Raw genomic sequence first — 25,110 nt, 5'->3', positions numbered from 1 at the left:
CCAATTTATTCAGTGGATCGGGCTATGTCGGCATTTCTCTCGCGTTATAAATTCAGCATCAACCTGCCGGAAATGGTGTTAATCCTGATCACCATGCTGTGGGGCGGCACCTTCCTGGTGGTGCATCACGCGATGAATGTCAGCGGCCCGTTCTTCTTTGTCGGCCTGCGCTTTGCCACTGCCGCGCTGCTGCTGGCGCTGGTGTCGTGGAAGGTTCTGCGTGGATTACGCTGGCAGGAGGTGAAGGCCGGTGCGTGGATTGGGCTGGCGATTGCCGGTGGCTACGGCCTGCAAACCTGGGGAATGCAGAACATCTCCAGCAGTAAATCCGCCTTTATTACCGCCATGTACGTGCCGCTGGTGCCACTGCTGCAATGGTTGTTTTTGCGTAAAATGCCGGGGACGATGGCGTGGACTGGCGTAATTCTGGCGTTTAGCGGTTTGCTGCTGCTGGCCGGGCCGGAGGGCGACACGCTGGCGTTTAGCGCAGGCGAAATCGCCACGCTGCTCAGTACGCTGGCGATTGCCGCCGAAATTATTCTGATTAGCGCCTGTGCCGGTAAAGTAGACGTGCGACGCGTTACCATTGTGCAACTGGCGGTCGCCTCACTCTGTGCCTTTGTTTTTATGCTGCCCAACGGTGAGTCGGTTCCGGCGTTTTCTCCCTACCTGCTCTACAGCGCAATCGGCCTCGGCGTCGCCAGCGCACTGATCCAGGTCACCATGAACTGGGCGCAGCGCAGCGTTTCACCGACCCGCGCCACGGTAATTTATGCCGGCGAGCCAGTGTGGGCGGGGATTGTCGGACGTATTGCCGGTGAACGGTTGCCTGGTATCGCGCTGCTCGGCGGCGCGCTGATCGTGCTGGGGGTATTAATCAGTGAACTGAAGCTGAAGCGTAAAAAAAAGGCGAAGATCAAACCTTCGCCTGAGCAGGTGACGCAAAACCGTTAACTGTCCTGGGGCAGTGCTTTGCTGTCGCTAAGCGCTGTCGCCCGGCGGTGGCTCAGAATCGCATTAAGGATAATTGCGCCAAAGGTGGCAGTGCCGATGCCACCAAGGGTGAAGCCGCCGATATTCAGGGCAAAATCACCGGCGCCCAGCACCAGCGTGACCGCGACCATAATCAGGTTGCCGTTCAGGCTGAGATCGACACTGTTCTGCACCCAGATACGAGCGCCCGCGACGGCAATCAGGCCAAACACCACAATTGATGCCCCGCCAATCACCGGGCCGGGGATGGTATGAATCAGCGCGCCAAACTTCGGTGAAAAGCCGAGCAGCATCGCAATCACCGCCGCCGCCACAAATACCAGCGTCGAATAGACTTTGGTCACCGCCATCACACCAATATTTTCCGCATAGGTGGTCACACCGCTGCCGCCGACCGAACCGGAAAGCATGGTCGCCAGACCGTCACCGACAAAAGCGCGCCCCATATAAGGATCAAGGTTGCGTCCGGTCATCCCGGCGACCGCTTTGAGATGTCCGAGGTTCTCCGCCACCAGAATTACCGCCACCGGTGCAATCATAAATATCGCCTGCATACTAAAGGTTGGTGCGGTAGTTTGCGGCATGCCGAACCAGGGAGCACTGGCCAGCAGGCTGAAATCCACCGGTTTGCCGAAGCCCAGCCCGTTGGTAAACAGCGCATAGATCGCCCAGGCCAGCATCAGCCCGACAAGGATCAGCAGGCGCTGCACCATACCGCGGGTAAATACCGCGACCACGCCGATACACAGCACCGTCATCACCGCCATCCAGCTGTCAAACATTGAAGCCGAAACGCTGCGTACCGCAATTGGCGCCAGATTGAGGCCGATGGCCATTACGACCGCGCCGGTGACGACGGGCGGCATCAGGCGTTCGATCCAGCGGGTACCTGCTTTCATTACCACCAGACCCACCAGGGTGTACAGCAGACCACAGGCGATAATGCCGCCCAGCGCCACGCCCAGGTGAGGATTCAGTCCCTGGCCATTAAAACCGGTTACTGCGATCACCACGCCGACAAAGGCGGCGCTGGAACCGAGATAACTTGGCACCCGGCCACCGGTAATCAGGAAGAACAGCAGGGTGCCGACCCCGGACATCAGAATTGACAGATTGGGATCAAGCCCCATCAGCAGTGGCATCAGCACCGTCGCGCCAAACATTGCCACCGCATGTTGCAGGCCCATAATAATGGTCTGCCCGGCAGGCAGGGTTTCATCAGGGGCAACTAAGCCATTGTCAGTCACTGCCGATTTTTTACGCCATTGTGGAAACCAGGAACCAGACATCGTTTTCTCCCAACCCTAAGCATTAACAGAGGCCGCCAGATGGCGGATTAACTGGCTTCCTGCCGCATCAGATGATGATATCCACGATCGAAATAGATCAGGCCGTGTGTATCGTCGTTACACACCAGCGCCTGTGCCTCACAGAACAGAATGTCATGGGTGCCCACGCTGACCACCTGGGTGACTTTGCAGTCAAAAGAGGCCACCGCGCCGGCGAGGATCGGCGATCCGGTCACCAGCGTTGTCCATTCGGCGGCGATAAAACGTTCCGCCATCGGCGTCTTACCGCCAAAGAGCCTGGAGAGGGATTCATGACCGGCAGCCAGCGTATTGACGCACAGGGTCTGATTTTCACTGAACACCGGATGTACCGATGCTGAACGGTTCAGACAGACCAGCAGCGTCGGCGGGCTGTCGGTGACGCTGCATACCGCCGAGGCGGTAAAACCGGCGCGACCGCCAGGACCGTCGGTGGTGATAATATTCACTGCCGCGCCAAGCCGAGACATGGCATTACGGAATTCCTGTTTTTCTACGCCGATAGCAGCCAGCGGCAGGGTATGCAGCGACATGGTTTTCTCCTTATCCGAGCACGCAGGCGTCGGCAAAATCGAGGCGCGGCAGGCGGCCATACACTTTACTGACATCGCCGTAGCCGATATTAATCAACAAATTGCTTTTCCAGCCGTTGTCGGCAAAAAAGGCGGCATCCACTTTGGCGCGATCAAAACCGGACATCGGCCCGGTGTCGAGGCCGAGCGCACGGCAGGCGGTAATCAGATAAGCCGCCTGCAGCGAGCTGTTACGAAAAGCGGTCTCTTCCGCCAGTTCCGCACTGGAGGTAAACCACGAGCGTGCATCACCATGGGGAAACAGGGTTGGCAGTGCATCATAGAACTGCGGATCCCAGGCGACAATCGCGGTGACCGGCGCACTCATCGTCTTCTCCAGATTGCCGCTGGAGAGGGTGGGACGCAGTTGCTCTTTGCCTTCCGCACTGCGTACAAACAAGAAGCGCGCCGGGCTGCAGTTGGCCGAGGTTGGTCCCATGCGCAGCAGTTGATAAATTTCCGTCAGCTGCGCGTCTGTAACTGGCTTGTCCTGCCAGCCATTGTGGGTACGTGCGGCGGTAAACAGGGTGGCGAGGGCTTCGTTATTCAGTGGTTCTGCCATGATGGCTCCATTAAAGGGGAAGTTGCCGCTGCCGGATGTGGGATGTTCAGCCACTCCATTAGCATCAGATTAAACGTCTGGCTGTCGGTCACGCTCATCGCATGGCCTCCCCACTGCATTTTTTTCAGCGTCGCATTGGGCAGGGCAGCGTGCAGCGTTTCCGAGCAGGTCCAGGGCACCAGAAGATCGTCCTGGGAACAGATCAACAGCACCGGCTGCGTGATATGCGCCGCTGTGGTGCTGAAATCAGTGTCCATCAACGCATGCAAACGGCGCAACAGGTTTTCCATCCCCTGGAAGTGAACAACATTCAGCGTATCTTCCGCTTCAATGCGCGCCTGGTTCTCGGATAACCAGTCAGCGGGATAGAGAAACAGCGGCTGGGCGCGTACAAAGGCTTCGATACCCACATTCAGCAGCAGATCGCGGCGGACATGAAAGCAGCGCCGGGTATGGGCATCGAGACTCAGCCAGCCGTTGACCACCACCACGCGCGATACCAGCTCGGGATAATCGAGCGCCATCTGCAGGCCGATCAGACCGCCCAGCGCATGGCCCACTACATCACATTGTGTGATGCCATTTTTCGCCAGTGCAATCGCCAGTTCCGCGGCCATGTCCTGCATGCTGTAACCATCAGGCAGCGTGTCCGGGCTGCGACCGGTACCGCGTTGGTCATACACCACGACACGATACTGCTCGCGCAGCGCATTTAACTGCGGCAGCCAGAAGTTGCCCGAGCCGCCCAGACCGGCAGAGAGCACCACGGTTTTCGCCTGCGGATGTTGCTGACCTGATAGCTCGATAACCATATCGCTGCCCCTTATTTGCCAATATGCGCCACAGTGGCGATCTCGATCAGTGCGTCAGGTTTTACCAGCCCGCACTGAATGCAGAAACGCGCCGGTTTATCGCCAGGGAAGTACCCGGCATACACCTCATTGACCGCTGCGTAGTTGTTCCAGTCGGTGATGAAAATTGAGTTAAAGGTGACATCATCCATGGTGCCGCCAGCGGTTTCGATCACGCTTTTAATCGTCTCCAGCACGTGACGGGTTTGCGCCGCTGCATCGCCGATATGCACCACATTGTTTTCTTTATCGAACGGCAGAGTGCCCGAGACATACACCACGCCGTCGGCGAGTGTGCCGGGAACAAACGGCGCGATGGGAATGCTGGTACCTGGCGGCGTGATCACGGTTTTTGGCATAGCAACGTCTCCTTAATGGGGTCAGGCCTGACGCTTAAGCGGCATGGCGGGGGATTGCAGGGTGCTGCAAAAACTGTCGACATCGGATACCCAGCCAAAGAAGGTTTCGATATTGAAAATCGCCGCCTGCTGGGCAAAAGCCGGACCGGCCTGATGGGTTGCGTCTTCCAGCACCACACCAAAATATTCGAGGAAAAAGCCATCGCGCAGCGTCGACTCGACGCAGACATTGGTGGCGATGCCGGTGAAAATCAGATGACGAATACCGCGACTGCGCAGCATGCTGTCCAGTGGCGTATTGAAAAAGCCGCTATAGCGCGGTTTCGGCAGCACGATATCGCCGGCCTGCGGTTGCAGCTCATCAACCAGCTGGTAATCCCAGCCGCCTTTCGCCAGCAGCGTGCCCTGGCGTTCGGGATGTTTGCGCATGGTTTTCAGCGCATTGGATTTATGGAAATTTGGCGAACCGGCGCCCCCGGCTTCGACGTACTGGTCGTCCCAGCCGTTCTGGAACCAGATAATCTGAATGCCAGCGGCACGCGCAGCGGTCACTGCAATCTTAATTTTCTCAATGACCGGTTTGGTGGCGGAGACATCAAAGCCGGCGAGGTCAAGATAACCGCCCTCGGTGGCATAGGCGTTTTGCATATCAACCACAATCAGCGCCGTTTGCTGCGGCGGAAAAAAGATCGCTTCCGGGCGCGCAGGCAGCGTCAGGTTGTTTTCCGCCGCAGCGGTAGAGCAAACCACGGTGTCAGCTGTCTTCATCAGGCTACCTCTTTTGCGGCATCAATCACGTCAATGCGGCTGGTCATCAGGGGCTGGATACGTTCGCCGAAGGCTTCGATACCCTGCAGGAAATCATCAAAAGTCAGCAGTACGCCCTGGGTGCCGTCCACCGTAGCGACGTCATCCAGCATGCGCGCCACAGTGGCGTAAGAACCGACCAGCGTGCCCATATTGATATTGACGGCAGACGTCGGATCCGCCATCTGGCGTACATTGGTATCACTGCCGGAGCGCTTATCCTGCTGGCTCTGGGTGGTGAGCCACGCCAGCGCTTCTTCATCGGCGCCCGCTTTGTAGTGTTCCCATTTGGCGCGTGCCGCTTCATCGGTTTCGTCGGCAATAATCATAAACAGCACATAGGTGCCAACATCGCGTCCGGTGGTTTCAGCGGCGGCTTTCATACGGCTGGCGGTCGGTGCAAAAGCGGTTGGCGTATTGACACCCTTGCCGAAGCAGAAGTTGTAGTCGGCATATTTGGCGGAGAATTCCATACCCGCGTCGCTCTGGCCAGCGCAGATGACTTTCATCGGTTGCTGCGGCTGCGGACTGAGGCGGCAGTCGTTCATGGTGAGGAATTCCCCTTTTAAATCGGACTTGCCCGTACCCCACAGATCGCGCAGCACCTGCACATATTCTGTCAGGTAGTCATAACGGCGTGAGAAGTACTCATCTCCCGGCCAGATGCCCATCTGGTCATACTCGGGTTTCTGCCAGCCGGTAACCAGGTTGACGCCAAAACGGCCATTGGAAATCGAATCGATCGTCGATGCCATGCGTGCGACAATAGCCGGAGGCAGCGTCAGGGTGGCGGCGGTGGCATAGATTTGAATGCGCGAAGTGACAGCGGCAAGGCCCGCCATCAGGGTGAAAGACTCGAGATTGTGATCCCAGAACTCGGTTTTGCCACCAAAGCCGCGTAATTTGATCATCGAAAGGGCAAAATCAAAGTGATAGTGCTCAGCTTTCTGCACGATGGCCTTGTTAAGCTCGAAGGTCGGCATATATTGCGGTGCATTGGTTGAGATCAACCAGCCGTTATTGCCGATAGGGATAAAAACACCAATTTTCATGTGAAACCCTCTGTTTAGCGATGGACGTGGTTCACGCGCTGCGGTGCATCCTGCAATTTCCCTCGAGGCGGCGCTCATGATCCAAATTGCAAACGCTGTGCCAGAAATTAAAAGCTGTTTGTAAACAGGGTGTTGGTTAATAATCACTGTGTTGTTACAGAGCAGGTGGTCTGAAACAGACCGTTTGGTAAAAAATAAATGCACAATAAAAACGCACAGATGTCTCATTTGAGTGCATTACCGCGCATTAGGTATGGGTAAATCGCTTTGCTATCATGAACCGATGATTTGATGGAGAAGGAATTACAGTGAAGTCTTCTGAAAAAGCCCCGACGCGCCGTTCGCGCGCCGTTGCCGCAAAACGTGAGGCGATCCTTGGCGCCGCTCTGGAGTTTTTCTCTCAGTTTGGTATCCACGGTACCAGTCTGGATAAAGTGGCGGAGCGGGCTGACGTATCGAAAACCAATCTCCTCTACTATTTCCCGTCGAAAGAGGCGCTGTATATTGCGGTGCTGAAAAATATTCTGGATGTCTGGCTGGCGCCGCTACGCGCGTTTAGCGACGATCTGCAGCCGCTGGAAGCGATTCGCGAGTATATTCGCATGAAGCTGGTGGTTTCCCGCGATCACCCGCAGGCATCACGGCTGTTCTGTCTGGAAATGTTGCAGGGCGCACCGCTGCTGAAAGGCGAGCTGGAAGGCGCGCTAAAAGTGCTGGTGGATGAGAAGTCCGCAGTGATTGAAGGCTGGATCGAGCAGGGGCGTCTGGCGCCGGTGGAACCGCACCATCTGATCTTTATGCTGTGGGCCACCACCCAGCACTACGCTGATTTCGCCACTCAGGTTGAAGCGATTACCGGACAAACCCTTAGCGACGACAGCTTCTTCAATCAGACGGTTGAGAATGTGCAGCGCATGGTGATTGAAGGTATTCGCGTTCGCTAACTCACCGGGAGAAAATATGGATTCGGTCTCGCAACTGGTTCTCGGCGCCTCAGTCTCGATGGCGGCGATGGGGCGTAAAGCGCCGTTATGGCAGGCGGCATTAGTGGGCGCTGTCTGTGGCACGCTGCCGGATATGGATGTGTTCGTTGACCATGGCGATGCCATCCGCAATATGACGCTGCACCGCACCGAAAGCCATTCGCTGTTCTGGCTGACGCTGGTGTCGCCGATACTGGCGTGGCTGATGGCTGGCGTATTTGGTCAGCGGCAGCAGTGGGTGCGTTGGTGGGTAGCGGTATGGCTGGCGTTAATTACCCATCCGCTGCTGGATTTAATGACGGTATATGGCACCCAGCTTGGCCTGCCGTTTACTGATTTCCCGTATGCCATCAGCAGTATCTATATTGTCGATCCACTGTATACCCTGCCGTTACTGATCTGTCTGGTAGCAGCACTCTGCCTGCGTGGCAAACGCGGTTTGTGGTGGAATACATTGGGGCTGACGCTGAGTACGCTTTATCTTGGCTGGAGTATGCTTGCGCAAAGTTACGCCACCCATCAGATCAAAGCGGAAATAGCGCGGCAGCATCTGGCGGCTGAACAGTTGCTGGTGACGCCAACTGCGTTTAATACGCTGGTATGGCGCGTGCTGGTGATGACGCCAGAGGGGTATGCCGAGGGCTTCTGGTCACTGTTGTCGCCGCAGCGTCCGTTGCAACTGAGCCATCACCCTCGCGGCGCTGAATTGTATCAGCGTTATAAAGGTGACTGGTATGTGGAGCGTGTCGCCTGGTTCAGTCACGGCTTTTTTGCCATGCGCGAACAGCGGGGACATCTGCTGATTACCGATCTGCGGATGGGTGAGGATCCGCGTTACACCTTTACCTTTGACCTCGGGAAACCGGTGCAACAGCAGCAGGATGTGGCAGCGACGCGTCAGGAGATGCCGCGCGCGCCGTTAGCCAGCTCATTTAATCTGTTATGGCGGCGGCTCTGAGATTTATACGGGCGGCGCCAGTCAGCACCGCCCGTTTACCGATTATCCCGCTTTACGTTTACGGAAAAACCAGCCAATCGCCAGCAATACAAACCACAGTGGCGTAACCATCAGCGCCTGGCGGGTATCCTCTTCCAGCGTCAGCAGCACCAGCACAAACACGAAGAACGCCATACAGGCCCAGCACATAAATTTGCCCAGCGGCATCTTATATACTGACTCGGCGTGCAGCTGGGGACGCTTTTTACGATACACCAGATATGAGCAGAGAATAATGGTCCAGACGAACATAAACAGGATCGCGGAGACGGTAGTCACCATGGTAAATACTGTCATCACATCCGGGATAAGGTAGATCAGCGCCACGCCGCCCAGCAGACAGAGGCAGGAGAAGAACAGACCGTTAGTCGGCACCGCACGGCGTGACAGGCGGCCAAAGCCACGATGCGCCACGCCCTGCTGCGCTAAGCCGTACAGCATGCGGCTGGTGGAGAAGATGCCGCTGTTTGCTGAAGAGGCCGCAGAAGTCAGCACCACAAAGTTAACGATACTGGCCGCCGCAGGCAGACCAATCAGCACAAACATCTCGACAAACGGGCTGCGGTCAGGCATCACCTGGTTCCATGGCGTCACCGCCATAATCACTATCAGCGCCAGCACGTAAAAGAAAATAATACGAATCGGAATGGCGTTGATCGCGCGTGGCAGCACAGTTTTTGGATCGTGAGTTTCTGCCGCGGCAGTACCCACCAGTTCAATCCCCACAAAGGCAAATACCGCGATCTGGAAGCCGGCAAAGAAGCCGCTCAGCCCTTTCGGGAACATACCGCCGTGATCCCAGATATTGGATAACGCTGCGGTACTGCCCGCGGATGAAGGATAGTGAATCGCCACCAGCACAATGCCGGTCACAATCAGCGCCACGATGGCGACGATTTTGATAATCGCGAACCAGAACTCCATTTCACCAAATAACTTCACCGTTGCGATATTCAGTGCCAGGAACACCACCACGCAGAGCAGTGCGCTCATCCAGATCGAGAAATCAGGGAACCATAGCTGAAAATAGGAGCTGATGGCCACCACATCGGCAATGCCGGTGACCACCCAACAGAACCAGTAGGTCCAGCCGGTAAAATAGCCTGCCCAGGGACCGAGCAGATCCGCGGCGAAATCGCTAAACGATTTATATTCGAGGTTAGAGAGCAGCAGTTCGCCCATTGCCCGCATCACGAAAAACAGCATAAAGCCGATAATCATATAGACGAAAATGATGGAAGGCCCGGCGAGGCTGATAGTTTTGCCTGAGCCCATAAATAAGCCCGTACCGATGGCGCCGCCGATAGCGATAAGCTGGATGTGACGATTATGAAGATTACGCTGTAGCTTATCCGGCTCTGCGGATGTCAGCTCTGTCTCTTTTGATTGGTCAACCATAGCAATTCTGTTCCTGTCAGTGATGTGTGTCAGCTCTGCTGGCTGTTATTTAATCCGGTCCGTAACCAGATAAGTTGGCATAAGATAGTGTAATAAGCTGGTTAACAGGTAATTTTTTTTGTCTTCAATCGGCAATATTGCGCTCATTTTAGCCGGTCAGGCTGCTGCTGAAACCAGACCGGCAATATTGGTGTTTTTATCAGCAATGCGCAGGTAAAGTTCGGTATAAATAGCCGCCAGGCTGTTCGCAATCTTCGCAGCCAGGCTATTGTTGATACTGGCTGCGCATACTCGCGTGTAAAACCTGTCGGTTGAGGAAATAGTCATCAGTGAAATTTTTGGCCGCGATAGTCATTATTATTCTGGGCGTGACTCTGGCAATGCCGTGGATAAAACAGCATCTGCCTGCCGAATATAATCCATTTACGCCGCTGGCGGTTACCGATCCTCCTAATATTATTACCCGCTATAAACTGCGTCAGCTGGCAACAGATCCACAGGCTTGCCTGGCAGTGATGGAGCGCGCGCGTGACGCCGGACTGGTTTCATTTAGCCGACCCGGGGTGATGAGCGGCCAGTGCCCGCTGGAGAATGCGCTAAGCATTCAGCGCTATGGTGATGTGCAGTTAAGCAGCCGTTTTCTTGCCAGCTGTCCGCTGGCGGTGAGTAGCGTGATGTTTGTATTACGCGTACAGGAACAGCGTGGTGGCGGCCCGTTAGCGTCGCCGCTGGCGCGCATCGATCACCTGGGAAGTTACGCCTGCCGCAATATTTATCATCGTGCGCAGGGACGGTTAAGTGAACATGCCACGGCGGATGCCTGGGATATCGCTGGCTTTCAGTTAAAGAACGGTCAGCGCATCACTGTATTAAATCACTGGCAACAGCCGCCTGAGAAGGCATCCTGGCTGCATCAGACCTTTCAGCAGAGCTGCAACTATTTTGGTAATTCACTCGGCCCGGATTATAACGCCGCCCATGCCAACCACTTTCATCTCGGTATGCGTGGTTTTGGCGTTTGCCGCTAATGGGTTACAGCCGCGCTGCAGGAAAATAGTGCTGGCAGGCCATACAACGGTGATCCCGCTATCATGGCAAACTGGCCGGGCAGGGCTGATAAGGTTTAATTACTGCAAGTGGTGGTTTTTGTACTAAATTCAATGAGTTGAATTAAACCCCTGTTTTGGGCAGAGAAAGGTTTTTTAGCTTATAACCGATTATGAGTCAGTAATAATAAAAAGGAATAATCCATTTTTGCCGATGAACGTTGATGGTAAAAAGGATAAAAAGGGTATTAATCAATATTGATTTAAATCGGCGGCCGGTTATGATGAACTTAATCCTGTGATTGTTGGTATTTTTGTTGTATCTTTATGTTTTTAAAAGATTTTTTAGTTGGGTTCTTTTTGGTTTAACTTAGGTTGTTTACTGTAAAAAAATAGCGAAAGAATTAAACCAGAAGCGGGGCAAAAATATTGAATCCTGATAAGAAAAATCTTATTCTTTACCATTGCGATAAATGAAAACCGTGGATGTCTGGCAGTGCAGTGATAACTATATGCTGATCATCAACGGCGCCTGCTATTTATTTTTATTTTAAATGATTCGAACTTTCCTTTCGTCCATGAATAATTTTCATTACTACCCTGTGCTATTGCGGCAGTTTTTTCTGTTGCCAATTGCAGATAATGCGCCATTTTCGCGTATAAGATCTTTTTTTTACTCCGCCATTCACCAGCATAATTATAAGTGTGGCGCGAATGACACTGCGTATCGATGAGGCATTGATGACGTCCGAAAATTATTTCAGCTGGTGTGGGGAAGTCGGGGTTCTTTTCCATAATGCGGCTGAAACTGGTCAGTTGACCCATATCGTTCAGCAGCAGATTGAGCAGCTCGGCTTTGACTATTTTGCCTTGAATATCTGGCACCCTGTGCCCTTTACGCGACCTGAAACGCATCTGTTTACCACCTTTCCCGCACGCTGGGTCAGCCATTATCGACAGAAGAAATATGTCGAAGTAGACCCTATTGTGCGAATGCGCCACTCGCCGGGAAAAATAGTGCAATGGAGAGAAGAAATTTTTGTCGATTGCGGGAGACTCTGGCGTGAAGCAAATGATTTTGGCCTGCGTGCCGGGTTTTCCTGTTCTATAATGGCAACTAACCGTGCCACCGGCATATTGTCTGTGTCATCACGCATTTCTTTAAAAACCATTGATGTCGATCCGACCTTCCAGATGAAATTCCAGCACCTGACGGAGCTGTATCTGATGGCGCTGATCCGCCTCGGAGACCGCTCTATGTCGGTGCTCGATATGGTGTTTAGTGAGCGGGAGCTGGAAATAGTGAAATGGACCGCTGAAGGAAAAACCGCCGCAGAGATTTCGCTGATTCTGGGGATTTCGCAGCACACCGTCAATTTCCACCAGAAGAATATGCAGAAACGTTTTAATGCGGCAAATAAAACTCAGCTTGCCTGTTATGCCGCAGCCACAGGACTAATTTAAACAAACGCAACTACCAATATTGGTAGTTACATCTCGCTAGTCGGTTGTCTACCCTGCGCCCAGGGTAACAAATCTGCTGATGCCGCGACCTCGCGGCATTTACGAGGGATGCGACAGGGGACAGTGATGAAGATTATTCAAACCCAGCTAAAGGACATGCCATCCTCGTTGTTGGCGGAATTAGGCAGTTATCGCTACAACGTATTTGCCCGCGGAGAAGGTTGGTCTATTCCATCGCGATTGCGGACGCCCGGCCAGGAGTATGACCGTTTTGACCGTTCGGATGTCAGCTGGTTAATAGCATGGAGTGCAAAACATGGCATCAGTGGCTGCGCGCGACTGATGAAATGGCAGGATACGGAGGTCAGTGAGGGGATCACTGTGCCATTTAATGCTGATGCGACCTGGGAAATGTCGCGTTTTTCTGCCCGACTGGAGATCGATAAAGAGTTGCCACTGAATATCTTGTGGCATGCGCTGCAGATGGCGGAAAATGTCGGTATTGAACATGTGGTCAGTGCGGCAACGCCGATGCTGGAAAAAATGTTTGAACAATATCAGGTGAATTATGAGCCATTAACACCTGGACTGATTCACTCTGAAGATAATTTATTTGCGGTGAAAATTCCGGTTGACCAGCCAACGCTGGCTGATAAATATCATGGCGCGCGTCGCTTTAGCCCGGAAGAAGTGCTGCCTTCACTGGGCGTTTCGGTGAACTGGCATGCGCGCGGCCGCTAATTAAGCCCAGCGCGACCACAAGCTAATCAGCAGCCAGGCGGCGAGGATCCAGCAAAGCACCGCGCAGCCTAAGGCGAAGGGCAGGCGCATGATGCCCACGAAATACCATAAGGATAATAAGTACAGGAAGTAGGGCAGGATCGCCCACATGCCGAACACAATAGTGGTGCGTAGCGCTTCAATACCGCGCTCTGTCACCACAATGTAATGGGCAATCAGCGCAAAAGTAGGGAACAGTGGTATCAGCCCGGCAATGTAGTAATTGCGCGTTTTTGCCAGGAAACCAATTAACACCACTACCGCCGCACCCAGTATTGCCTTGATAAGTAAGCCCATTGTTTCGCTCTGTCAAACCCAAAAGGCTAACATGGGCTAATTAAGGCGTAAAATCAATGGGCTTGCCGGATAAGCGCTACTGGCGGTAGGCGAATTTGATCTGTTTGATGGTATTGCTGAACACCTCTGCCTGGTTCTGATCTTCCAGCTGCTCGATAAATCTCTCCATATTAATGATGACTTTGCCCGCGTCTGCCTGACCCATGCCTTTGAGCATCAGGGTCACCATCGCTTTAAGGCAGGCAACCTCATCGGCCAGCGCCTGAGTATGTTGTGAAGTGGTAAAGTCGATCTGGCTCATTGCTATCTCCCTGGACATGTATTTTGCTTATAACCATGATGTTATGTAAATAAAAACACTTTGAAGTATATCACAACTCAGCAGCCGGCTAACCCTGCTAACCGCTGGTAATTTAACAGTCAGTAAACGACTATTAATTGATGTTAAAATGATAACAAATGTTACAAATTTAACGTTTTGATTATTATGGTTTTAATGTTTTTTGTAATATATTTAACATTGATATAATTAAGTATGATTATATAAGCGCGCCAATTGAGCTTAAAAACACTTGTTGATCAACATAATTATTTCATCCTATAAATAGCATAAATCATTACAGTATAAACGGTGATTTATGTTCATTCCTCGCCGAAAAAAGAGTAACATTGGCAGTTAAATTTTCCCGTGTACTCTACTTTCACCTTCGACCATTCTGGAGAGATCTCTTTTGATCAGCGTTCTTCTTGTTGATGACCACGAACTGGTACGCGCAGGGATTCGTCGCATACTGGAAGATATCAAAGGCATTCTGGTTGCCGGTGAAGCGAACTGCGGCGAAGATGCAGTCAAATGGTGTCGCGCCAATAACGTTGATGTCGTGCTGATGGATATGAATATGCCCGGCATCGGCGGCCTTGAAGCCACGCGTAAAATCGTGCGCTTCAATCCCGATATCAAAATTATTATGCTCACCATCCACACGGAAAATCCGTTACCGGCAAAAGTGATGCAGGCGGGCGCTGCTGGCTATCTGAGCAAAGGTGCTGCGCCGCAGGAAGTGATCAGTGCGATTCGTTCGGTCAATGCCGGCCAGCGCTACATTGCTTCTGATATCGCGCAGCAGATGGCGCTTAGCCAGATAGAACCACAAAAAGCGGAATCGCCGTTCAGTTGTTTGTCTGAGCGTGAATTACAGATTATGCTGATGATCACCAGGGGACAGAAAGTCACCGAGATTTCCGAGCAGCTGAGCCTCAGCCCGAAGACAGTTAACAGCTATCGCTACCGTATGTTCAGTAAACTGAATATCAGTGGCGATGTTGAGTTAACGCATTTAGCCATTCGTCATGGCATGTTTAATGCGGAGTCGTTGATTAGCAGTGAATGAAGCGTTTGAAGCAAAATCCTTTCTGAAGACCGTTACCAGCCAGCCGGGCGTTTACCGGATGTACGATGCTGGTGGTACGGTTATCTATGTCGGTAAAGCCAAAGATCTGAAAAAGCGTCTCGCCAGCTATTTTCGCGTCAACCCGGGCAGTCGTAAAACAGAGGCGCTGGTAGGGAATATCTGCCAGATTGATGTCACCGTCACCCATACGGAAACCGAAGCGCTGCTGCTGGAGCACAACTATATCAAGTTGTATCAGCCGCGCTATAACGTGCTGTTGCGCGACGACAAGTCTTACCCCTATATTTTTCTCAGTTCGGATGCCCATCCGCGACTGGCATCTCATCGCGGTGCTAAACATGCGAAAGGGGAGTACTTTGGCCCGTTTCCCAATGGTTACGCGGTGCGTGAAACCTTAGCGCTGCTGCAGAAGATTTTCCCGGTGCGTCAGTGTGAAAACAGCGTCTATCGCAACCGCTCCCGTCCCTGTCTGCAGTATCAGATTGGCCGTTGTCTTGGCCCCTGCGTTAGCGGGCTGGTCAGCGAAGAGGAGTATGCGCAGCAGATAGAATATGTGCGTCTGTTCCTCTCCGGAAAAGATGATCAGGTGCTGAATCTGCTGGTCAGCCGCATGGAACAAGCCAGCATGGCGCTGAAATTTGAAGAAGCGGCGCGGCTGCGCGATCAGATTCAGGCGGTGCGTCGCGTGACTGAGAAGCAGTTTGTTTCTAATCAGGGTGATGATCTCGATGTTATCGGTGTGTCCTTTGATTCCGGTATGGCCTGTTTACATGTGCTGTTTATCCGTCAGGGCAAGGTACTGGGTAGCCGCAGTTATTTCCCGAAAGTACCTGGCGGCACCGAGCTGGCGGAAGTGGTGCAGACCTTTGTCGGCCAGTTTTATCTGCAGGGCAGTGAAGCGCGTAGCCTGCCATCGGAGATATTGCTTGATTTCACTCTGCCTGAACGCGAACTATTATCCGATTCTTTAACTGAGCTGGCCGGACGACGGGTTAATATTCAGAGCAAACCGCGTGGCGACCGTGCACGCTATCTGAAACTGGCGCGCACCAATGCTGCTACCGCGCTGGTCACCCGTCTGGCGCAGCATTCAACCATTCATCAGCGGCTGTCGGCGCTGGCGGAAACGCTTAAGCTGCCTGCGATCCGGCGGATGGAGTGTTTTGATATCAGTCATACCATGGGTGAGCAAACCATCGCTTCGTGTGTGGTGTTTGACAGCAATGGCCCGCTGCGCGCCGAGTATCGTCGTTATAATATCAGCGGCATCACACCGGGTGATGATTATGCGGCGATGGATCAGGTTCTGCGTCGTCGATACGGTAAAGCGCTGGAAGAGAGTAAAATTCCTGATGTTATCCTGATCGATGGTGGTAAAGGGCAGCTGACGCAGGCCAAAAACGTATTTGCCGAACTGGATGTGCCCTGGGATAAACATCATCCGCTGTTATTAGGGGTAGCGAAGGGTAGCGATCGTAAGGCCGGGCTGGAGACGCTGTTTCTTGAACCGCACGGCGAAGGTTTTTCTCTGCCGCCGGACTCGCCTGCATTGCATGTCATCCAACATATTCGTGACGACTCTCACAATCATGCAATTACAGGACATCGTAATAAACGCGCGAAAGTGAAGAACACCAGCGCGCTGGAATTAATTGAAGGAATCGGGCCGAAGCGCCGCCAGCAGCTGCTTAAGTACATGGGGGGACTGCAACCTCTGATGGCCGCAACGGTTGAGGAAATAGCCAATGTGCCGGGTATTTCCCATGCTCTTGCGGAAAAAATCTTCCATTCACTGAAACACTAGCATTGAATAGCGGGGAGCAATGTTGCAACATACAGGTAAATCCTACTCCGGCCAGACAGTTACCGTAGCATATGCAATTTAATATTCCGACGTGGCTCACCCTGTTTCGTGTCATCCTGATCCCGTTCTTTGTGCTGGCATTCTATCTGCCATTTCATTGGGCTCCTCTGGCTTGCGCGCTGATTTTCATTTTCGCCGCGGTTACCGACTGGTTTGACGGCTTTCTTGCCCGTCGCTGGAAGCAAACCACGCGTTTTGGCGCCTTTCTTGATCCTGTCGCCGATAAAGTAATGGTAGTGATGGCGATGGTACTGGTTGCCGAACACTTTCACGCCTGGTGGATAACCCTGCCGGCAGCGACTATGATTGCCCGTGAAATTATTATTTCTGCGCTGCGCGAGTGGATGGCGGAAATTGGTAAGCGCAGCAGTGTGGCGGTGTCCTGGATTGGTAAAGTTAAAACTACGGCACAGATGCTGGCGCTGTTCGCCTTATTATGGCGTCCGGACGCCATGGTAGAAGGGATTGGCGTGGCTGCACTCTATATTGCGGCGGTGCTGACTTTCTGGTCAATGTTCCAGTATTTAAGCGCTGCGCGCGGCGATTTGTTTGAACGCTGATCGATACGATTTAAAAAGCAGCAAACGGACACGGAGTGAGGATAATTCTGTTGACTCATTTCCTCAGGTCAGTAGAATGCAACGCATCGAACGGCAGCTCAGCGCCAGAAGATAAATTAAATCAGCAGGTTCGGAAGAATTTCTTAGTTAGTTAGCTGATAATTGCGGGAATAGCTCAGTTGGTAGAGCACGACCTTGCCAAGGTCGGGGTCGCGAGTTCGAGTCTCGTTTCCCGCTCCAAATTAGGTTATCAGAAATCATCTGATAACAGCCTGAAAAGGCAACAGAATTAAGGCGCGTTGGCAGAGTGGCCATGCTGCGGATTGCAAATCCGCCTACCTCGGTTCGACTCCGGGACGCGCCTCCAATTTACACCCTGCCCGGGTGGTGAAATCGGTAGACACAAGGGATTTAAAATCCCTCGGCTTATGGCTGTGCGGGTTCAAGTCCCGCCCCGGGCACCATGCTTCAGAAAAAAGTCACCCCGCGGGTGACTTTTTTTTCGTCCGTAGTCTTCCGCAGCGGTGCATAACTTCCTGTTTCTTCTCTTAATCTCCGGCTGTAAACCCTTTATCAACAAAAGTCATTCAGTGCATGATGGTGCATATCTGCGTGTTGAAATCCGCGCCATTTGGGGGCCAAAATGGGGGCTGGTTCCGGTTAGGTTTTTGTGAGGCCCCCAAATGCCGTTAACTAATCGTACTATCATGCACTTAAAGCCCGGTTTAAAGGCATATAAGCAAAGCGATGCGTACGGACTTTACCTGGTGATAAATCCCAGTGGGTCTAAGCGGTGGTACTTAAAATATCGCTTTGCTGGTAAAGAAAAGAAGCTGTCTTTTGGTGCTTATCCTGCGGTGACTTTAGCTGATGCCAGAAGGCTTAGAGAAGAAGCCAAAGCATTGTTAGCTTCAGGGGCCGACCCCCGGCGAAAAACGTAAGCAGGAAAAGCTCAACCCAGTACCTCAGCACACGTTTCAATCCGTAGCGCTTGAGTGGGTAGCGAGTAAAGTAAGTAACAGTATCTGGTCTGCTGAACATGCATTGAGGGTTAAGCGTTATTTCGAGCTATATGTATTTCCAGTTATCGGAACATATGATATCGAAAAACTTAAACTGCCTCATCTCGTTGAACCCATCAAGGCGGTGGAGAGAGCCGGAAAGATAGATGTCGCTCGCCGGCTACAACAGCGCACAGCGGCAGTAATGCGTTACGCTGCACAGAACGGCATTATTGAATACAACCCTGCGCAGGATCTCACAGGTGCCGTTGCGCCATCTGAAACCCATCACCATCCCGCACTTGATTTGGAACAGATACCCGAATTCCTGAGACGTATAGATCACTACAAAGGTCGTGAGCAGACCAGACTAGCTTTGCAGCTAACCCTGCTGATTTTTATCCGCTCCAGCGAGCTGCGCTTTGCCCGCTGGGAAGAAATCGATTTTAAAAGAGCGATATGGACCATTCCGGCCAGAAGAGAACCGATCGCAGGCGTTAAGTTTTCTGAGCGTGGTGCCAAGATGCGCTCACCTCATCTGGTGCCTTTATCCCGTCAGGCTGTCCTGTTATTGCAACTCATCCAGCAGCTACAGGGAGATGAGCAATTTCTGGTCTTCCCAGGAGCTCGTAATCTGAAGAAAACGATGAGTGAAGGCACCATTAATAAAGCTCTGCGGCTGATTGGGTATGACACTCAGAAAGATGTCTGCGGGCATGGTTTCCGCACTATGGCATGTAGCGCGCTTGTCGAGTCTGGCAAATGGTCATGCGAAGCTGTTGAACGCCAGATGAGCCATCAGGAACGTAAAAAGGTCCGTGCAGCTTATATCCATAAGGCTAAGCATATTCATGAGCGCGAGAAGATGATGCAGTGGTGGGCGGATTATCTGGATGCTAACCGGTCGGGGTGGGTGAGTCCTTATGATTATGCTAAAGACCAGGCGTTAAAGCTAAATTTCTGACGTTATTATTCAGGCAAATAGCACTTACGATCAACGCTGAAAGTTCACCTGCCATACCCTGGCAGGTGTTAACACTATTAGCGTTTCAATCCCTGCTGAGAGGTTTTTAACAGCTTGCGCCAGGCCCGGTTATGCAATGTATAAACCAGCATTTGATAAAACGTCTTTGAATTGATGCAAAAGAAACTGATGCTAATAAATACCAGCCCTAAAATCGCGCTGAGCAGATGCACTCCTGCCGATGGCTCACTGCTCAAAAAACCAGTTATAGATTTTGCCAGATGGATGATGCACAAAAATACCGTAAAGAGAGCCAGTGCAATATGCACTTCAACAGCTTTCATCACTCCCTTGCCTGCCAGAAACAGCGCCGCGGTATTGACGACCATAAAGACAAAACTGGCAGCGAACACCCATGCCAGCACGGTATAGGCTGGTAATGAGAACCATGCAAGCACAGTTGACCACAGTGATAGCTGCGTCATAGCAAATCCCAGAATCATAAACAGCATACTGATGACTATTGGCAGTCCTGTCGTGTGCTTGCCAATCGGGAGGCCCATTTCATCCATCAGATCTTCCTTGATATCGGAGAGCTCCTTGCCTGTAGCCATTTTGATACTTTTTTCGGCGGATTTACAGTTCTGAAATCTGGCTTTGAATTCTTTCGTTAACACTATATTTCCTCTACCCGGCAACAAAAGACTGAATGGTGCCAATGATATATTGCCCGCTCTGCTTCAGATTTTGCGGATTACGGATGGTTCCGGTCAAAGCGCTACCGGCGAAAGCCGATGTATTCATCACTACACCTCAACCCCCCTTATTGGGAAGAGCGAGCCGCTTCCCAGATTTGCGGAGGTCGTTTGGCGATCACGCTATGAAGCCACGAATAGCAACGGCGAGGGCTTGCGGCTGTTCAAGTGGTACCAAGTGGCCGCAATTTTCAATAACGCCTGTCGTCAGGTCTGCCGAGACTGGCCGGAGCTGGTTAGCGACCGCAGTGCCAACAACACCTCCTGCAAGTGCGAGTATCGGAACCGAAAGCTTGGTTTGGGCTACCGCCTCAACCAATTGCCTCGCACCGACAGGAAAAGCACGGTAATGCTTAAACCCACAGCGCAATCTCTCGCGCGTTTGGTAAGCTGTGACGAATGCATCGCGAATTGCAGGGTCTATGCCTTTGCGATCTGCAGTCCCGTTAATCAGGAACCAGTCGATGTAGCGGTCGGCGTGATCCTCGAGGACGGATTCGGCCAGGCCTGGTGTCCCATGGAAGCCGAACCACCATGGGGCGCCGTTGGCCAGGAAGGCTTCAGCGCCAGGCAGCTTACCGACCAGCCCCTCGGTGACAATGAGATGGCGGGTGCGCGCTGGATGGCGCAGCGCCAGCATCGTTGCGATCGAAACGCCGAGGTCGATACCAACCACGCTCGCTTGCTCAACATCAAGTGCCTCAAGCAATGCCGCCGCGTCGTCTGCTAATGTGTGCAGGTCATAGCCGTTGTCCGCCAGTGTCGTTGCACCGATTCCGCGCAGGTCGGGCGCGATCACGCAATAATCCGTGGTAAGAAATGGAACCAGGTTGCGCCAAAGCTGCCAGGTATGTGGCCAGCCGTGTAGCAGCAGGACGGCTGGACCTGTGCCCGATGTGGCGACATTGATGGTAATGCCATTCACCTCGACGGTACGTATGACAATATTCGGATAGTGAGTAGATTCGATCACAGCTTTCTCCTTGGTTTTCTTCTTGACGAAAGGTTGATACTCAATGAGACTGGTGTCAATAAGATACCAACACCACCCCAAGTAACCTGGAGGTAACAATGGCAGATCTTTCTGGCCCTTTCATCGCGACCTGTCCTACTCGTATGCTGCTTGATCAACTCGCTGACAAATGGTCAGTTTTGTTACTCATTGCAGTGTCTGAGAATCCAGTACGTTTCAACACGTTGAAACGTCAGATCGAGGGGATCAGTCAAAAGATGCTCGGCCAAACGCTTCGACGCTTGGAAATGAACGGACTGGTACGACGCGAGGCGTTCGCAACGGTTCCGGTGACGGTGCAATATGGGATTACGCCACTCGGGGTCTCCCTCGTGCCGATTGTTGACGCGCTTCGCCAGTGGTCAGTTACACACGTTGCAGAAATTCTTGCGGCGAGAAATTCGTTCACCAGCGAAAACTAAAGCTTTAAGTCCTGATTTGCGACCAGCCCGCTTCGTGCCAGAAGCGGATATTGCTACTGTGTTAATCAATAGGAATCAGGTCAGGAGCTGCATTAATTAATTGATGCCTGGTCTCAGAGTCTCATTATCACTTGACCTGATTCCCTCAAGCTCTAGAGAGGCACTATTGATGTTATGCATAATACCCTTTTTTGATAGGGTTCATTCAGACCTGTAAGACAAACTGCGCCATTATTCTTTTTTGACTCTGTCCACAATCAGATCTTTGATGGAAACACCGTCATCTTTTGCTCGATGATATAATATATAAAATGTTTCCTCATCAATCCTGATAACGAAAGTGCGTTTGATGATCCTGTCATAAACGTATGCGCCTGATAAAATAAGCAAGAAAGTAAGAGAAGTGATTAATAACACACCAGTTCCTTTATCAAAATAGGAAGCAAGGAGAATACCCACAGGAGCAAGGAATAAAGCAATATGAACCGCCAGGAAAAAAGCTGCAAAGCCAAGCCCACTTTTCTTGAACTCATTTCTCGTTTTTATCATTACAGCTTTAGATACAAGGAAAAAAGGAATCAGAATTAACCCGACTCCCATATATTTTAGATAATCCAACGCAGTTAGATCGAGCATTAGCTGTTCCTGACAGGGGCTAGAGAGCACTGAAAGCAAAAGCCCGGTTACAGGGATGTAAGGCTTCGAAAATTCTGAAATAAAGCAATGCTAAAATGACTCTCGGACATGAGGAAGATCCATATTGCCGGATTGCAGCCATTTATTTTTGTTTGTTATTATTGTATTTCCCCGTTGCCGGCTTCATTTATAAGGTCGCTTATTCCTGCGTCACATAAGGAGTCAGGAAGCGACCTTTGTAAATTTTATAATATATGGGAAGCACAGGGACGCTATACCGGCAGCCATAATTAACTCTGAGACGAGCAGGTCAGAAAACAGGGCGCATACAAAAAGCACTGACCCCAGAGTCACTGCGCAGCCGGTATTTCTCATAACAGAAATACGGGTCAGTTTCTCATCTGACCTGAGTGTGCCGGAAAGAAATCCCGCAAAACAGATCACAACAGTTATCAGTAAAACAGATATTCCATGTATGCTTCTTAAACCCAGGAAATTAATCATAAAATAAACACCCTAAAAACAGGGTAAATAATAGTCAGTTTTACTGGGAAAGAAAGGTATAAACCACCCAATGTTTCGGGTAATTTATACCCATGCGCAGTGAATATGATGCAGTGTCACAGCGGCTGATGTATGCCGCTGCCATATGGCGAGGAAAAATCAGTCAAGATAGTAATCGGCATCATCGCTGGTATCGAATCCGAGGCGTTTTTTTACCAGAAACTTCTGCGGCAGATACCGGTGAAAATCTCTTTTTTCACAGTAATCTATAAATTCGTCGAGATGGTTAACGCCGGCTTTGTTATACATCCTTTGCATCGAGTTTTCTATTGTGCGGCTGGATCGGTAGAGCACATCAGCAATATTTCTGTTTGTCATGCCCTGCAGTTTAAGAAAAATGATTTCGCATTCCCGCTCATTAAAAATATCGCCTGGTCTGTTGAGTAACAGTGAGCCGGGCAGCCGTCCCCTGACGAAGTCATTGGGCCGGAAGACCTCGAGATATTTTATGTGGTGCACTGAACCGACGCATTCCCTTTGCCCGTTGAAAAGCGGCATTTTGGTACAGATAAAGGGGGATTCAGTGCTGCCGGGGTGTATTTCAAGCATTCTCAGTTGAATAGAAGGATTATCGAGAATTTTCTTATCTTGTTCCTTCCAGTGATTTCTGGATTCTTCATCCTCAAACAGCTTTGACTGTACCTCTTCATACTCCTTTCCGTTCAGAAATGAGTTACCGGGTACGTTGCACAGCCTGGCAAGAGCCGGATTGGCATGTATGATGCGGGAATGTTTATTGACGATAGTAACGGGGTCGGCCAGTAAGTCAAAAGTTTGTGTCATCATTGCAGGTATAAGTATTTCTGTGTCATCTTTCATAGTTTTATCCTCTCCGGGTTTATGACTGTTCACATTTAAGTCAACTCTACCATGGTCCAGGTTTGACGCTGAATAAGACCGGTCAAAAAATGTATTTGAAGTAGAAAATGCCCGGACAAATAATAATTATTAAAATAATGATCTGTATAATCATTGTGTGCCTATGAGGTATTGTTCGCTTTTACATTTTATTAAAAGAAGGTTGTTATATTTAATGCTGCATTCAGGAATAAAAACAATATTCTTCGAGCCATGAGTGAGCGTGAGTATCAGCAGTTTTCGGATATGTAATATCTCTGGTGATAATGAAAGCTGGTAAGATATAAAAGCTCTGCGGGAGGCCTTTCAGTTAGTTCAGGAAGATGAGAAAACAGTCTTTTAAAAAAGTTTTCTTAATTCTCCATCTGGCGTTACACAAGCAGAAGTCCGTATATCTGGAGGAAAAGCAGGAGAGACATCAGCTGTGATGGGAAGGATGCATTCACAAATGCCGTCAGAAAAAAAATCATTCAAAATTGTTTTCTTCTGAAAAAAGGGGGCGCCAATCTTATCTGAAGTTACATCTGATTTGACGGATGTCCTCTTTTTTTGCCGGCCGGGCACCCGGCGCCTTCTGACGGATAAAACCGACCGCAGATGCGCCCCCGCGCCGCACTGAGGCTTCACCGTCATGAATATTTCCTTATCCGGACAGCATTCCCGCCGCCAGCACGTCAGTGAACGTGATGAACCTGCATAAAGGAACCCGGCGCGCTGGCCCTGAAGCTTACAACCTCACGCCGACGCTCTTCAGGAAGCTGTCAAAACGGTTGTCAACCTCAGCCTTCGTCTCCGCCCACTCCGGGATAGACCGGAGCAGATTGTCGTGCCAGGCCATGAGGTTTGGATAGTCCCGGAGGGGAGGCTTTGAACGATCGATCTGGGAGAAGGGTCCCGCAATATCGAAATCAGCAAGGGTCAGAGACTGGCCAACCATGAATTTGCGGCCTTCAAGATGCTGATCGAGCACCTTCGCCGCAGCGCGAAACTTGTCCTCAGCAAACGCAATCACCGGTTCGTTCTTCGGCTGACCCGTGACCGGCTTCCCGACCCGCTCATCGAAAAGGGTGGTTGCGAAGATGCGCCATTGCTCGCCCGACCAGAACATCCACTGAAGAACCTGAAACCGATCTTTCTCCGTGGTTCCGATCAGCGGGGAGTTTACCTTACTGGCCAGATAAAGATTAATCGCAGCGGCTTCATAGAGAATGAAATCGCCATCTTCCAGAACCGGCGTTAAACCGTGGGGATTGAGACGTGATTTGAATTCGTCGGTCTGGCTTTCGCCCTTAAACAGATCGACGTTCACGCGTTCGATTTCAACGCCCATGATCTTCGCGGCGGTGGTAACGCGACGCAAGCTGCCCGAGCCGGGATCGCCATAAATCTTGATCGTCATAACTATTCCTTTCCGCTGGAGGCCCGTGACCGGGCGGTCGAATAAATATACCCATATTCCCCCAGAGAATGATATTGACCTATATGGCATACCATCTATTCTTTTTAATAATTTATCGATAAATATGTGTAGGATGAATTGTGGACTGATCAGTAAGCCCGATCGACGCCCTTT

Annotated in this window: 26 protein-coding genes, 3 tRNA genes and 1 pseudogene; 14 read left to right on the top strand and 16 right to left on the bottom strand. The window is 51.4% G+C overall.

The window, feature by feature from the left end:
* Positions 1-24 precede the first annotated feature (24 nt).
* Positions 25-954 (top strand): DMT family transporter, encoded by a 930-nt coding sequence (locus N5923_RS23050; RefSeq protein WP_267144415.1) that lies wholly within the window; start codon positions 25-27, stop codon positions 952-954.
* On the opposite strand, the gene rutG is transcribed toward N5923_RS23050, so the two are convergent.
* The 7 genes from rutG to rutA are packed head-to-tail and all read right to left on the bottom strand — an operon-like array spanning position 951 to position 6,524.
* Positions 951-2,282, bottom strand: coding sequence for a pyrimidine utilization transport protein G (gene rutG, locus N5923_RS23045; protein ID WP_267144416.1), 1,332 nt, complete (start codon positions 2,280-2,282; stop codon positions 951-953). The genes N5923_RS23050 and rutG overlap by 4 nt on opposite strands.
* 47 nt (positions 2,283-2,329) lie before the next feature.
* Positions 2,330-2,854, bottom strand: a complete 525-nt coding sequence (rutF, locus tag N5923_RS23040) for an NADH-dependent FMN reductase RutF (RefSeq protein ID WP_267144417.1) — start codon at positions 2,852-2,854, stop codon at positions 2,330-2,332.
* Between the two features lie 10 nt (positions 2,855-2,864).
* On the bottom strand, positions 2,865-3,455 hold the full coding sequence (locus tag N5923_RS23035; RefSeq protein ID WP_267144418.1) for a malonic semialdehyde reductase: 591 nt from the start codon (positions 3,453-3,455) through the stop codon (positions 2,865-2,867).
* On the bottom strand, positions 3,440-4,267 hold the full coding sequence (gene rutD / locus N5923_RS23030; RefSeq protein ID WP_267144419.1) for a pyrimidine utilization protein D: 828 nt from the start codon (positions 4,265-4,267) through the stop codon (positions 3,440-3,442). Before rutD ends, N5923_RS23035 begins: the two co-directional genes overlap by 16 nt.
* An 11-nt stretch (positions 4,268-4,278) precedes the next feature.
* Positions 4,279-4,665: a pyrimidine utilization protein C gene (rutC, locus tag N5923_RS23025; protein WP_267144420.1), complete on the bottom strand. Its 387-nt coding sequence runs from the start codon at positions 4,663-4,665 to the stop codon at positions 4,279-4,281.
* A gap of 21 nt (positions 4,666-4,686) precedes the next feature.
* A complete protein-coding gene (gene rutB / locus N5923_RS23020; RefSeq protein WP_267144421.1) occupies positions 4,687-5,433 on the bottom strand; it encodes a pyrimidine utilization protein B in 747 nt (248 codons plus the stop codon).
* Positions 5,433-6,524 carry a pyrimidine utilization protein A gene (rutA, locus tag N5923_RS23015; RefSeq protein ID WP_267144422.1) on the bottom strand — a complete coding sequence of 364 codons (1,092 nt, stop codon included), beginning with the start codon at positions 6,522-6,524 and terminating at the stop codon, positions 5,433-5,435. Before rutA ends, rutB begins: the two co-directional genes overlap by 1 nt.
* 308 nt (positions 6,525-6,832) lie before the next feature.
* On the opposite strand from rutA, the gene rutR reads away from it, so the two are divergent.
* Both rutR and N5923_RS23005 read left to right on the top strand, forming a co-directional pair.
* The gene (gene rutR, locus N5923_RS23010) at positions 6,833-7,468 is read left to right on the top strand and encodes an HTH-type transcriptional regulator RutR (protein WP_267144423.1); all 636 of its coding nucleotides are present in this window, start codon (positions 6,833-6,835) and stop codon (positions 7,466-7,468) included.
* Between the two features lie 16 nt (positions 7,469-7,484).
* Positions 7,485-8,465 carry a metal-dependent hydrolase gene (locus tag N5923_RS23005; RefSeq protein ID WP_267144424.1) on the top strand — a complete coding sequence of 327 codons (981 nt, stop codon included), beginning with the start codon at positions 7,485-7,487 and terminating at the stop codon, positions 8,463-8,465.
* A 42-nt stretch (positions 8,466-8,507) separates the two neighbouring features.
* Here the strand turns inward: N5923_RS23005 and cycA are convergent, their stop codons facing one another.
* Positions 8,508-9,902, bottom strand: a complete 1,395-nt coding sequence (cycA, locus tag N5923_RS23000; protein ID WP_267144425.1) for a D-serine/D-alanine/glycine transporter — start codon at positions 9,900-9,902, stop codon at positions 8,508-8,510.
* A gap of 329 nt (positions 9,903-10,231) precedes the next feature.
* Here cycA and N5923_RS22995 point away from each other — a divergent pair, with 329 nt between their 5' ends.
* The 3 genes from N5923_RS22995 (at position 10,232) to N5923_RS22985 (ending at position 13,153) form a co-directional block, all read left to right on the top strand.
* On the top strand, positions 10,232-10,930 hold the full coding sequence (locus tag N5923_RS22995) for an extensin-like domain-containing protein (RefSeq protein ID WP_407704517.1): 699 nt from the start codon (positions 10,232-10,234) through the stop codon (positions 10,928-10,930).
* Between the two features lie 759 nt (positions 10,931-11,689).
* Positions 11,690-12,412: a transcriptional regulator SdiA gene (gene sdiA / locus N5923_RS22990; RefSeq protein WP_267144666.1), complete on the top strand. Its 723-nt coding sequence runs from the start codon at positions 11,690-11,692 to the stop codon at positions 12,410-12,412.
* Positions 12,413-12,538: 126 nt separating this feature from the next.
* Positions 12,539-13,153 (top strand): autoinducer synthase, encoded by a 615-nt coding sequence (locus N5923_RS22985; protein ID WP_267144426.1) that lies wholly within the window; start codon positions 12,539-12,541, stop codon positions 13,151-13,153.
* Here N5923_RS22985 and N5923_RS22980 read toward each other — a convergent pair whose 3' ends face one another.
* Both N5923_RS22980 and N5923_RS22975 read right to left on the bottom strand, forming a co-directional pair.
* Complete coding sequence (locus tag N5923_RS22980; protein ID WP_267144427.1) at positions 13,154-13,489, bottom strand: GlpM family protein; 336 nt, start codon at positions 13,487-13,489, stop codon at positions 13,154-13,156.
* A gap of 76 nt (positions 13,490-13,565) precedes the next feature.
* The gene (locus N5923_RS22975; RefSeq protein ID WP_267144428.1) at positions 13,566-13,790 is read right to left on the bottom strand and encodes a DUF2594 family protein; all 225 of its coding nucleotides are present in this window, start codon (positions 13,788-13,790) and stop codon (positions 13,566-13,568) included.
* 430 nt (positions 13,791-14,220) lie between these two features.
* Here N5923_RS22975 and uvrY point away from each other — a divergent pair, with 430 nt between their 5' ends.
* The 7 genes and pseudogenes from uvrY (at position 14,221) to N5923_RS22940 (ending at position 19,290) form a co-directional block, all read left to right on the top strand.
* Complete coding sequence (gene uvrY, locus N5923_RS22970) at positions 14,221-14,880, top strand: UvrY/SirA/GacA family response regulator transcription factor (RefSeq protein WP_267144429.1); 660 nt, start codon at positions 14,221-14,223, stop codon at positions 14,878-14,880.
* Positions 14,873-16,705: an excinuclease ABC subunit UvrC gene (gene uvrC, locus N5923_RS22965; RefSeq protein ID WP_267144430.1), complete on the top strand. Its 1,833-nt coding sequence runs from the start codon at positions 14,873-14,875 to the stop codon at positions 16,703-16,705. Before uvrY ends, uvrC begins: the two co-directional genes overlap by 8 nt.
* A 71-nt stretch (positions 16,706-16,776) precedes the next feature.
* Positions 16,777-17,325: a CDP-diacylglycerol--glycerol-3-phosphate 3-phosphatidyltransferase gene (gene pgsA / locus N5923_RS22960; RefSeq protein ID WP_267144431.1), complete on the top strand. Its 549-nt coding sequence runs from the start codon at positions 16,777-16,779 to the stop codon at positions 17,323-17,325.
* Between the two features lie 164 nt (positions 17,326-17,489).
* Positions 17,490-17,565 (top strand) — tRNA-Gly (locus N5923_RS22955).
* Between the two features lie 53 nt (positions 17,566-17,618).
* Positions 17,619-17,692: transfer RNA gene (locus tag N5923_RS22950), tRNA-Cys, on the top strand.
* Positions 17,693-17,703: 11 nt separating this feature from the next.
* A tRNA-Leu gene (locus tag N5923_RS22945) sits at positions 17,704-17,789 on the top strand.
* Positions 17,790-18,008: 219 nt separating this feature from the next.
* Positions 18,009-19,290, top strand: a pseudogene (locus tag N5923_RS22940) (tyrosine-type recombinase/integrase).
* A 77-nt stretch (positions 19,291-19,367) separates the two neighbouring features.
* Here the strand turns inward: N5923_RS22940 and N5923_RS22935 are convergent.
* Positions 19,368-19,967 (bottom strand): hypothetical protein, encoded by a 600-nt coding sequence (locus tag N5923_RS22935; RefSeq protein WP_267144488.1) that lies wholly within the window; start codon positions 19,965-19,967, stop codon positions 19,368-19,370.
* Between the two features lie 196 nt (positions 19,968-20,163).
* Positions 20,164-21,018: an alpha/beta fold hydrolase gene (locus N5923_RS22930; protein ID WP_267144489.1), complete on the bottom strand. Its 855-nt coding sequence runs from the start codon at positions 21,016-21,018 to the stop codon at positions 20,164-20,166.
* Positions 21,019-21,116: 98 nt separating this feature from the next.
* Between N5923_RS22930 and N5923_RS22925 the strand changes: the two genes are divergently transcribed.
* A complete protein-coding gene (locus tag N5923_RS22925) occupies positions 21,117-21,479 on the top strand; it encodes a winged helix-turn-helix transcriptional regulator (RefSeq protein ID WP_267144490.1) in 363 nt (120 codons plus the stop codon).
* Between the two features lie 231 nt (positions 21,480-21,710).
* Here N5923_RS22925 and N5923_RS22920 read toward each other — a convergent pair whose 3' ends face one another.
* From N5923_RS22920 to N5923_RS22905, 4 genes are all read right to left on the bottom strand, one after another.
* Positions 21,711-22,115 (bottom strand): hypothetical protein, encoded by a 405-nt coding sequence (locus N5923_RS22920; RefSeq protein WP_267144491.1) that lies wholly within the window; start codon positions 22,113-22,115, stop codon positions 21,711-21,713.
* 663 nt (positions 22,116-22,778) lie between these two features.
* Positions 22,779-23,498 (bottom strand): PAS and helix-turn-helix domain-containing protein, encoded by a 720-nt coding sequence (locus N5923_RS22915; RefSeq protein ID WP_267144492.1) that lies wholly within the window; start codon positions 23,496-23,498, stop codon positions 22,779-22,781.
* A gap of 378 nt (positions 23,499-23,876) precedes the next feature.
* Positions 23,877-24,170 carry a hypothetical protein gene (locus N5923_RS22910; protein WP_267144493.1) on the bottom strand — a complete coding sequence of 98 codons (294 nt, stop codon included), beginning with the start codon at positions 24,168-24,170 and terminating at the stop codon, positions 23,877-23,879.
* 94 nt (positions 24,171-24,264) lie between these two features.
* The gene (locus N5923_RS22905) at positions 24,265-24,936 is read right to left on the bottom strand and encodes a glutathione S-transferase family protein (RefSeq protein ID WP_267144494.1); all 672 of its coding nucleotides are present in this window, start codon (positions 24,934-24,936) and stop codon (positions 24,265-24,267) included.
* Positions 24,937-25,110: the final 174 nt, after the last annotated feature.

It is taken from the genome of Winslowiella arboricola (assembly GCF_025527015.1).
Lineage (GTDB): Bacteria > Pseudomonadota > Gammaproteobacteria > Enterobacterales > Enterobacteriaceae > Erwinia > Erwinia arboricola.
The sequence above is the reverse complement of the archived record's forward strand: the minus strand, read 5'-3'. Positions and strand labels throughout refer to the sequence as shown.

Coding starts and splice junctions, on each gene's coding strand:
- N5923_RS23050 (WP_267144415.1), top strand. CDS start 25: ATGTCGGCATTTCTCTCGCGTTATAAATTCAGCATCAACCTGCCGGAA.
- rutG (WP_267144416.1), bottom strand. CDS start 2,282: ATGTCTGGTTCCTGGTTTCCACAATGGCGTAAAAAATCGGCAGTGACT.
- rutF (WP_267144417.1), bottom strand. CDS start 2,854: ATGTCGCTGCATACCCTGCCGCTGGCTGCTATCGGCGTAGAAAAACAG.
- N5923_RS23035 (WP_267144418.1), bottom strand. CDS start 3,455: ATGGCAGAACCACTGAATAACGAAGCCCTCGCCACCCTGTTTACCGCC.
- rutD (WP_267144419.1), bottom strand. CDS start 4,267: ATGGTTATCGAGCTATCAGGTCAGCAACATCCGCAGGCGAAAACCGTG.
- rutC (WP_267144420.1), bottom strand. CDS start 4,665: ATGCCAAAAACCGTGATCACGCCGCCAGGTACCAGCATTCCCATCGCG.
- rutB (WP_267144421.1), bottom strand. CDS start 5,433: ATGAAGACAGCTGACACCGTGGTTTGCTCTACCGCTGCGGCGGAAAAC.
- rutA (WP_267144422.1), bottom strand. CDS start 6,524: ATGAAAATTGGTGTTTTTATCCCTATCGGCAATAACGGCTGGTTGATC.
- N5923_RS23005 (WP_267144424.1), top strand. CDS start 7,485: ATGGATTCGGTCTCGCAACTGGTTCTCGGCGCCTCAGTCTCGATGGCG.
- cycA (WP_267144425.1), bottom strand. CDS start 9,902: ATGGTTGACCAATCAAAAGAGACAGAGCTGACATCCGCAGAGCCGGAT.
- sdiA (WP_267144666.1), top strand. CDS start 11,690: ATGACGTCCGAAAATTATTTCAGCTGGTGTGGGGAAGTCGGGGTTCTT.
- N5923_RS22985 (WP_267144426.1), top strand. CDS start 12,539: ATGAAGATTATTCAAACCCAGCTAAAGGACATGCCATCCTCGTTGTTG.
- N5923_RS22980 (WP_267144427.1), bottom strand. CDS start 13,489: ATGGGCTTACTTATCAAGGCAATACTGGGTGCGGCGGTAGTGGTGTTA.
- N5923_RS22975 (WP_267144428.1), bottom strand. CDS start 13,790: ATGAGCCAGATCGACTTTACCACTTCACAACATACTCAGGCGCTGGCC.
- pgsA (WP_267144431.1), top strand. CDS start 16,777: ATGCAATTTAATATTCCGACGTGGCTCACCCTGTTTCGTGTCATCCTG.
- N5923_RS22925 (WP_267144490.1), top strand. CDS start 21,117: ATGGCAGATCTTTCTGGCCCTTTCATCGCGACCTGTCCTACTCGTATG.
- N5923_RS22920 (WP_267144491.1), bottom strand. CDS start 22,115: ATGCTCGATCTAACTGCGTTGGATTATCTAAAATATATGGGAGTCGGG.
- N5923_RS22915 (WP_267144492.1), bottom strand. CDS start 23,498: ATGAAAGATGACACAGAAATACTTATACCTGCAATGATGACACAAACT.
- N5923_RS22910 (WP_267144493.1), bottom strand. CDS start 24,170: ATGACGGTGAAGCCTCAGTGCGGCGCGGGGGCGCATCTGCGGTCGGTT.
- N5923_RS22905 (WP_267144494.1), bottom strand. CDS start 24,936: ATGACGATCAAGATTTATGGCGATCCCGGCTCGGGCAGCTTGCGTCGC.